The following is a 6477-nucleotide window of genomic DNA, read 5'->3' as shown; positions in this document are numbered from 1 at the left end:
ATGGGTCCATTCCCCTCGGCTCCTGGCAGCGGCTGACGGTGATAGGCGCGCTCGCCTGTGAGGGCCTGGTGGCCACGTGAGCATCGAGGCGTCCACCTCGACCTCCGTGCTGCTGGCCTATCTCGAGCAGGTGCTGGTGCCCAAGCTCCAGCAGGTGAAGCCTGATGCCATTCTGGTGATGGATAACCTGCGCCCGCATCACGCCACCGAAGTGCGGGACCTGCTCGCTCAGGCCGGGATCGGACTGCTGTACCTGCCCCGCTACTCGCCCGAGTTCAATCCGATCGAGCAGGCCTGGGCCAAGATGAAGGAGCCGCTCAAGGCCAAAGCCCCGCGCACTCTCGAAGCCCTGGAAGCAGAACTCAAACCAGCCCTCGACACCATCACGGCAAAAGATGCCAAAGGCTGGATCAGGCATGCCGGCTATGCCCTACACTGAGACCAAAAGCGCTTTAGGCCCGACAGCTCTAGGCAAATCATCTGCCATAGGCCGTTCGACCCACCTCGCCTGCATCAGCCGATCACATAAAGTGCTGTTGCGAGGGCCGCGATCCCGCCAACCAAGGCATAGGGATACCAAGCAGGAAAGGGCTTGTCGTGACCTTTGAAACCCACGCTGAACTCCTTGGTGCTGAGCGTCCGTAGGTTTCTTGTCCATTTGCAAAACGGTATTTTTGTGAAGCGCGAAGCATGCTCAGCCAAGCGCGTCCGGGAGGTATCCGCCAGCCCACACATGCCCAAAAGCAAGAAAAATTTACTTTGAAGGGATTTTAAGGAAGCGAAATCGCCCTCGTTTTCAACATTGTAGGGGTTGTTTTAGAACGCCTCTGATCTTTCTGTAAGCCCTTGATTTAAATGGCTTCTCCCAGATATCTCGTCTGATCGCCTCACGAGAAATTCTCGCTGACTTCGGACATCGAGCCGGACCGGAGACCAGAGAGGCGCCAGCGCTTAAATCTCGCGTCCGTGAGGCTGCGCACTCGTCCATACGAACGAGAGGGAAGAGTTCATGAGGACAAGCACGTGGAACGAGCCTGGATATTCGGCAGGCAGTGTATGGGCATGCCTTGCCCTGCTTCTCCCCTTCAGCGGAGCGGCTCTGGCACAGGAGCGTGCTTCGCCGCCATCGCTGCGGATCGAGCTGAACAAGATCGAGCCTGCGGGTGAGAACTGCCGAACTTATTTCTTGATCGATAACCAGAAAGGCGAGGGCTGGCGCTCGCTGAAGCTCGATCTTTTTGCACTCGATACGGAAGGTGTCGCAGCCAAGAGGCTGGCCGTCGAAGTTGGCCCCGTGCCCGGCCGCAAGACACTGATCAAGCTCTTCGATTTTCCAGGCCTGAGCTGCTCCCGGGTCAGTCGCGTTCTCCTCAATGATGTCATGACATGCGAGGGCGCGGCGAATTCGCGGGAGGAGTGCCTGTCCGCACTCGAGACCTCCTCCAAGATCGACACCGTTTCATTTACGAAATGAGAGCGCTGCAATGAACGACATCGTACCCGCCGCCCCGCACGATCTCTCCTTCATAGGCTTGTTCCTGCAGGCCGATCCGATTGTGAAAGGGGTGATGATCCTGCTCGTACTGGCATCGCTCGGGTGCTGGACGATCGTCGTCGAGAAGCTCCTGCGTTTCAGGAATGTTCGTAACCAGGCGCGCACCTTTGAAAGATCAGCCCGCTCGGCCGAGAAACTTCATCCGCAATCTGCCGGGACGACGGGACGGATCGTTGCCGCCGGTCAGGAGGCGTGGCGTGATCAGGACCCGTCGGAGAGCCGCGCCGAGCGGCGCGAGCGGATCGAGCGAGCCATGCGGGCTGCGCTCTCCGCCGACATGCGCCAGCTCCAGGTGGGGCTACCCTTCCTGGCCACTACGGGGTCGGCAGCGCCGTTCATCGGCCTTTTCGGTACGGTCTGGGGCATCATGAACTCGTTTTCCGCTATCGCTGCGAGCCAGGACACCAGTCTCTCGGTGGTGGCTCCCGGCATTGCCGAGGCATTGTTTGCAACAGCCATCGGCCTCGTCGCCGCTATCCCGGCCGTGATCGCCTACAATAAGCTCACAACCGATCTTGGGCGCTTGCAGCAATCCTTCGCGGCAGGCATCACAGCCCTCGGCGACCGGCTCGCGCGCGATCGCAAGCCTCATCTGCGCGCAGAGGCCGCCGAATAATGGGCATGGGACCGCTCCGCACAGGCGAACCGGATGATGAGTTCGGTGTTGCGCCTCTGTCCGAGATCAATGTCACACCGCTGGTCGACGTGATGCTCGTGCTGCTCATCATCTTCATGGTGGCGGCACCTCTCATGACCGTTGGCGTTCCGGTGAACCTTCCGAAGACGGCAGCCGCGAAGGTGTCGCAACCGAAGCAGCCAGTTGTCATCAGCATCGACGCGCAGGGGCAACCCTTTCTCGACAAGGATCCGCTCACGCCGGACATGATGATGCCACGTCTCAAGGAACTGGCCGCGCCGGATCCAGCGCAAGTTGTGCTGGTTCGTGGAGACAGAGCGGTTCCCTATGGGCGCATCGTCGAGATCATGGGGCAGGTCAGCGCTGCCGGATTCAGCAAGGTGTCCCTGATTGCGCAGGCGCCGAGCGCCTCCCCGGCTCAGTGAGACTTGCAGCACGCGCGATGTCCGCTCAAAGCATCAGATCGACACCGGAGCCGAGCCGGCTCGGGATTGCCTTCGTCACGGCCCTAGCCCTGCACGGAGCAGTTCTGGGCGGGCTGACGCTTTGGCAGTCCACCGAACCGGATAATCCTCCCGGCGAGCAGGAGATCACCATTGACCTTGCTCCTGCCCTGGAGGAGGCAGTATCCGTGGCGCCGGCAGAAATCTCGGCGGTGGACGCTCCTCTGGTCGAGCCGGAAGAAGTGCCTCTGGAGCCGGAAACCCTTGAACCTCTGCCGCCCGAAGAAGCAACGGCGGAGCAGCCGGAGGAGGTGACTGCACTTCCTGAGCCGCTGGAAGCGGCAGAAGCCGCTCCCGTCGAAGCGGAGACGGAGCCTACCATTGCTCTTCCGCCACCCGAGACAATCATTGCCAAGCCTCTCGAAGAGAAGCCGATCCCTAAGCCTGAGAAGAAGCCGATTCCAAAACCAGTGGAGCGCAAGCCTCCTCCACGCCGGACCGTCGCCCAGCCGCAGCAGCCCCCCTCTGAAGCGCGCCAGGGGCAAGCCTCGGCCTCGCGCGAGAACATAGGAGGAGCCGCGGCCTCAGCCGATCCCGCCGAGAGCGCCCGCTATCTTGCGAATTTGAGAGCGACGCTGCGCAGCCGCATGCGCATTCCGAACGCTCTACGCAGTCAAGGTTTTAACGGGTCTGTAAATGTTATTTTCACGATAGACTCATCTGGCCGCATAACCAGCTCGTCTCTTGTACGCAGTTCCGGGCACCCTGCGGCCGATCAGGCGGCCCTTGCAGCAGCAAGCCCTGGATCATCTGTGCCGCCGGCACCAGCTTCTGTCCCCCAACGCACGTTCAACCTGCCGCTGGTCATCAACATCCGCTGAGCCGGCTCCAGATAAGATCATCGATACACAAACTTGACGATCGGTAGATCGCGGCTACCCTGCCTCTAAACGAATGCAGTCATACGCCCACGTGCTTGTGCTGATTGGCAGTAGAGACTGTAGCTTATGACGGGAGGATCGCCATGGCCGAGAAAGCTTTCGCCTCGACGGCGGACACAGCCGCAAAAACCGTATCCTTCACGGAGATCGGCCCGGGTCTTTACGCCTATACGGCCGAGGGCGATCCCAATTCCGGCATTATCGTGGGCGACGACGGCTGCATGGTCATCGACGCCCAGGCTACTCCGATGATGGCCGAGGATGTGATCGCCCGCGTGCGGTCCGTGACGGACAAGCCGATCAAGTATGTGGTTCTGTCCCACTACCATGCCGTCCGGGTTCTCGGCGCCTCGGCCTATAATGCGCAGGGCATTATCGCGTCGAACGCCACCTACGATCTCATCATGGAGCGCGGCGAGCAGGACAAGGCTTCGGAGATCGGGCGCTTCCCGCGTCTCTTTCGCGGCGAGAACAGCATTCCGGAAGGGCTGACCTGGCCCACTCTCACCTTCGAGAGGGGCATGTCGGTCTTTCTTGGCAAACGTGAGGTGAAGCTGTTTCATCTGGGCGCCGGGCATACCGCAGGCGATATCGTCGCCTGGGTGCCGGATGCCGAGGTGATGTTCACGGGTGATCTCGTCGAGTATCACTCGGCCTGTTATTGCGGCGATGCTTACCTGCGCGAATGGCCGCTGACGCTCGACAGCATCCTGGACTTCCGGCCGCAGGCCATCGCGCCCGGCCGCGGCGCTGCCCTGCAGGGGAACCAACAGGTCCGTGAGGCGGCAGCCATGACCCGCGATTTCGTCACCAGCCTCTATGGCGCGGCCGAACTGTCAGTGGCACGCGGGCGTTCGCTGAAGGAGACCTTTGCGGCCACCCGCGAGGTCATGGACCCGAAGTTCGGGAGCTTCGCCATCTATGAGCACTGCCTTCCCTTCAACGTCTCGCGAGCCTTCGATGAGGCTTCGGGCATCGATCATCCCGTCATCTGGACTGCCGAACGGGACCGTGAGATGTGGGCCGCCCTTCAGGGCTGACGCTTGTTGGGCGATAGAGGAAGGGGAAGTTTCATGAACACCCGCAAGGCCCTCTATCAATTCGGCTACCGCCGCTGCGCCGATCAGGATCGCCCCTCTCCTGCCGGGCATCCCGTTGTTGTTGTCGGAGCCGGCCCCGTGGGCCTTTGCACGGCCATCGACCTCGCGCAGCGCGGCGTTCCTGTCGTGCTGCTCGACGATGCGGACCGGATCGGCGAAGGCTCACGCGGCATCTGCTATGCCAAGCGCACACTGGAGATCCTCGACCGGCTCGGCGTTGCAGAGCCCTGCCTCGAGAAGGGCATCACCTGGAAGATCGGCAAGGTCTTCCAGAACAACGACCTGCTCTATGCCTTCGACCTTCTGCCCGAGGACGGGCACAAGATGCCGGCTTTCATCAACCTGCAGCAGTATTATCTGGAGCATGCCCTGGTCGAGCGTGCTGCGACGCTCCCGAATCTTGAGATCCGCTGGCGCAACAAGGTGATCGACCTGCAGCGCCGCAATGATGGCGCAACGCTCACGGTCGAGACACCTGAAGGCTCCTACAATCTCGACGCCGATTGGGTTGTCGCCGCCGATGGCGCGCGCTCCGCTTTGCGCGGAATGCTGGGTCTCTCGTTCCAGGGTGAAGCTTTCGAGGATCGTTTTCTGATTGCCGACGTGAAGATGAAGGGTGATTTTCCGCCCGAGCGCTGGTTCTGGTTCGACCCACCTTTCCATGAAGGCCGATCTGCTCTGCTGCACAAGCAGCCGGACGACGTCTGGCGCATCGATCTTCAATTGGGATCCGATGCGGATGCGAAGGCCGAGCAGGCGCCCGAGAGGGTGATCCCAAGGCTCAGGCAGATGCTGGGGCACGACGATTTCCTACTGGAGTGGGTCTCGGTCTACACCTTCCAGTGCCGTCGCCTTGAACGCTTCGTGCATGGCCGCGTGGTCTTTGCCGGAGACGCAGCCCATCAGGTCTCGCCCTTCGGCGCGCGGGGCGCGAATTCCGGCATTCAGGATGCGGACAACTTGAGCTGGAAGCTCGCGTCGATCCTCAAAGGCGAGGCGCCGGAGAGCCTGATCGAGTCCTACGATGTCGAACGCTCGGCTGCAGCCGATGAGAATATCGGCCACTCGACCCGCTCGACGGATTTCATCGCGCCACGCTCGGCGCAGGAGCTTCGCTTTCGCGACGCGACCTTGGCTCTTGCGCGCCATGCTCCCTTTGCCAAACGGATGGTGAACTCAGGCAGGCTGTCGATGCCATCGCGCTATGACACGCCCTTGTCGACGCCGGATGTGGATACCTGGTCCGGTTCCGCCCATCTTGGTGCTCCTCTTCCCGACGCCCCCATGCGGGACCGCAATGGAAAGTCCATTTGGCTGCTGGAGGCCCTTGGTGGCGAGGAGACAATCCTTCACGTGCCGAATGGCGCGGTACCGCCGAATGGCCATCGCGTTCTCGTCCTCGGCGATGACCTCATCGACGAGCACGGCCTGTTCGCAAAACGGTTCGATGCGAGCCCTGGAAGCACCTACTTCGTGCGCCCTGACCAGCATCTTGCGGCACGCTGGCGCCATGCCGCGCCCGCGATGATCGAAAGCGCTTCGCGCCGCATGAGAGGCTTTGAGGGAGGTCCTGCGTGAGTACGCTCGTAACTGAGAGCCGTTTGGCCGACCCGGACCGCAGCTATCGCGCGTTGATCGAGGCGCACCGGGGATTGTCGGATGAAGACAGCGCGGCGCTCAACAGCCGCCTTGTGCTGATCCTGGCCAACCATATCGGCGAGCATGCGGTGCTCCAAGAGGCCATCGCCCTCGCGAAGCAAAGCATGGAAGCCGTTGGGGACGCACCGCGATGAACGGCCAG

The 6477-nt window shown here is 61.6% G+C and carries 8 protein-coding genes; all 8 read left to right on the top strand.

The features are described from left to right. Positions 1-76: 76 nt before the first annotated feature. The 8 genes from JKL45_RS03780 (at position 77) to JKL45_RS03745 (ending at position 6469) form a co-directional block, all read left to right on the top strand. Positions 77-439 carry a transposase gene (locus JKL45_RS03780; RefSeq protein WP_201859768.1) on the top strand — a complete coding sequence of 121 codons (363 nt, stop codon included), beginning with the start codon at positions 77-79 and terminating at the stop codon, positions 437-439. Positions 440-1009: 570 nt separating this feature from the next. Further along, positions 1010-1474, top strand: coding sequence for a Tat pathway signal protein (locus JKL45_RS03775; protein ID WP_201859767.1), 465 nt, complete (start codon positions 1010-1012; stop codon positions 1472-1474). Between the two features lie 10 nt (positions 1475-1484). Beyond that, entirely contained in the window at positions 1485-2171 is a 687-nt protein-coding gene (locus JKL45_RS03770) for a MotA/TolQ/ExbB proton channel family protein (protein WP_201859766.1), read from the top strand. Next, on the top strand, positions 2171-2617 hold the full coding sequence (locus JKL45_RS03765) for an ExbD/TolR family protein (RefSeq protein WP_201859765.1): 447 nt from the start codon (positions 2171-2173) through the stop codon (positions 2615-2617). The genes JKL45_RS03770 and JKL45_RS03765 overlap by 1 nt, the downstream gene beginning before the upstream one ends. Positions 2618-2634: 17 nt before the next feature. Next, the gene (locus JKL45_RS03760) at positions 2635-3516 is read left to right on the top strand and encodes an energy transducer TonB (RefSeq protein ID WP_201859764.1); all 882 of its coding nucleotides are present in this window, start codon (positions 2635-2637) and stop codon (positions 3514-3516) included. A gap of 143 nt (positions 3517-3659) precedes the next feature. Continuing rightward, entirely contained in the window at positions 3660-4616 is a 957-nt protein-coding gene (locus tag JKL45_RS03755) for an MBL fold metallo-hydrolase (protein ID WP_201859763.1), read from the top strand. A 33-nt stretch (positions 4617-4649) separates the two neighbouring features. Further along, a complete protein-coding gene (locus JKL45_RS03750; RefSeq protein ID WP_201859762.1) occupies positions 4650-6254 on the top strand; it encodes an FAD-dependent oxidoreductase in 1605 nt (534 codons plus the stop codon). Continuing rightward, complete coding sequence (locus JKL45_RS03745) at positions 6251-6469, top strand: DUF2783 domain-containing protein (RefSeq protein WP_201859761.1); 219 nt, start codon at positions 6251-6253, stop codon at positions 6467-6469. Before JKL45_RS03750 ends, JKL45_RS03745 begins: the two co-directional genes overlap by 4 nt. Positions 6470-6477: the final 8 nt, after the last annotated feature.

It is taken from the genome of Microvirga soli (assembly GCF_016734765.1).
Classification (GTDB): domain Bacteria; phylum Pseudomonadota; class Alphaproteobacteria; order Rhizobiales; family Beijerinckiaceae; genus Microvirga; species Microvirga soli.
The sequence above is the reverse complement of the archived record's forward strand: the minus strand, read 5'-3'. Positions and strand labels throughout refer to the sequence as shown.

What these genes read in the sequence shown, in the direction of transcription:
- JKL45_RS03760 (WP_201859764.1), top strand. Translation starts at nt 2,635, where the DNA reads ATGTCCGCTCAAAGCATCAGATCGACACCGGAGCCGAGCCGGCTCGGG.
- JKL45_RS03775 (WP_201859767.1), top strand. Translation starts at nt 1,010, where the DNA reads ATGAGGACAAGCACGTGGAACGAGCCTGGATATTCGGCAGGCAGTGTA.
- JKL45_RS03750 (WP_201859762.1), top strand. Translation starts at nt 4,650, where the DNA reads ATGAACACCCGCAAGGCCCTCTATCAATTCGGCTACCGCCGCTGCGCC.
- JKL45_RS03765 (WP_201859765.1), top strand. Translation starts at nt 2,171, where the DNA reads ATGGGCATGGGACCGCTCCGCACAGGCGAACCGGATGATGAGTTCGGT.
- JKL45_RS03755 (WP_201859763.1), top strand. Translation starts at nt 3,660, where the DNA reads ATGGCCGAGAAAGCTTTCGCCTCGACGGCGGACACAGCCGCAAAAACC.
- JKL45_RS03770 (WP_201859766.1), top strand. Translation starts at nt 1,485, where the DNA reads ATGAACGACATCGTACCCGCCGCCCCGCACGATCTCTCCTTCATAGGC.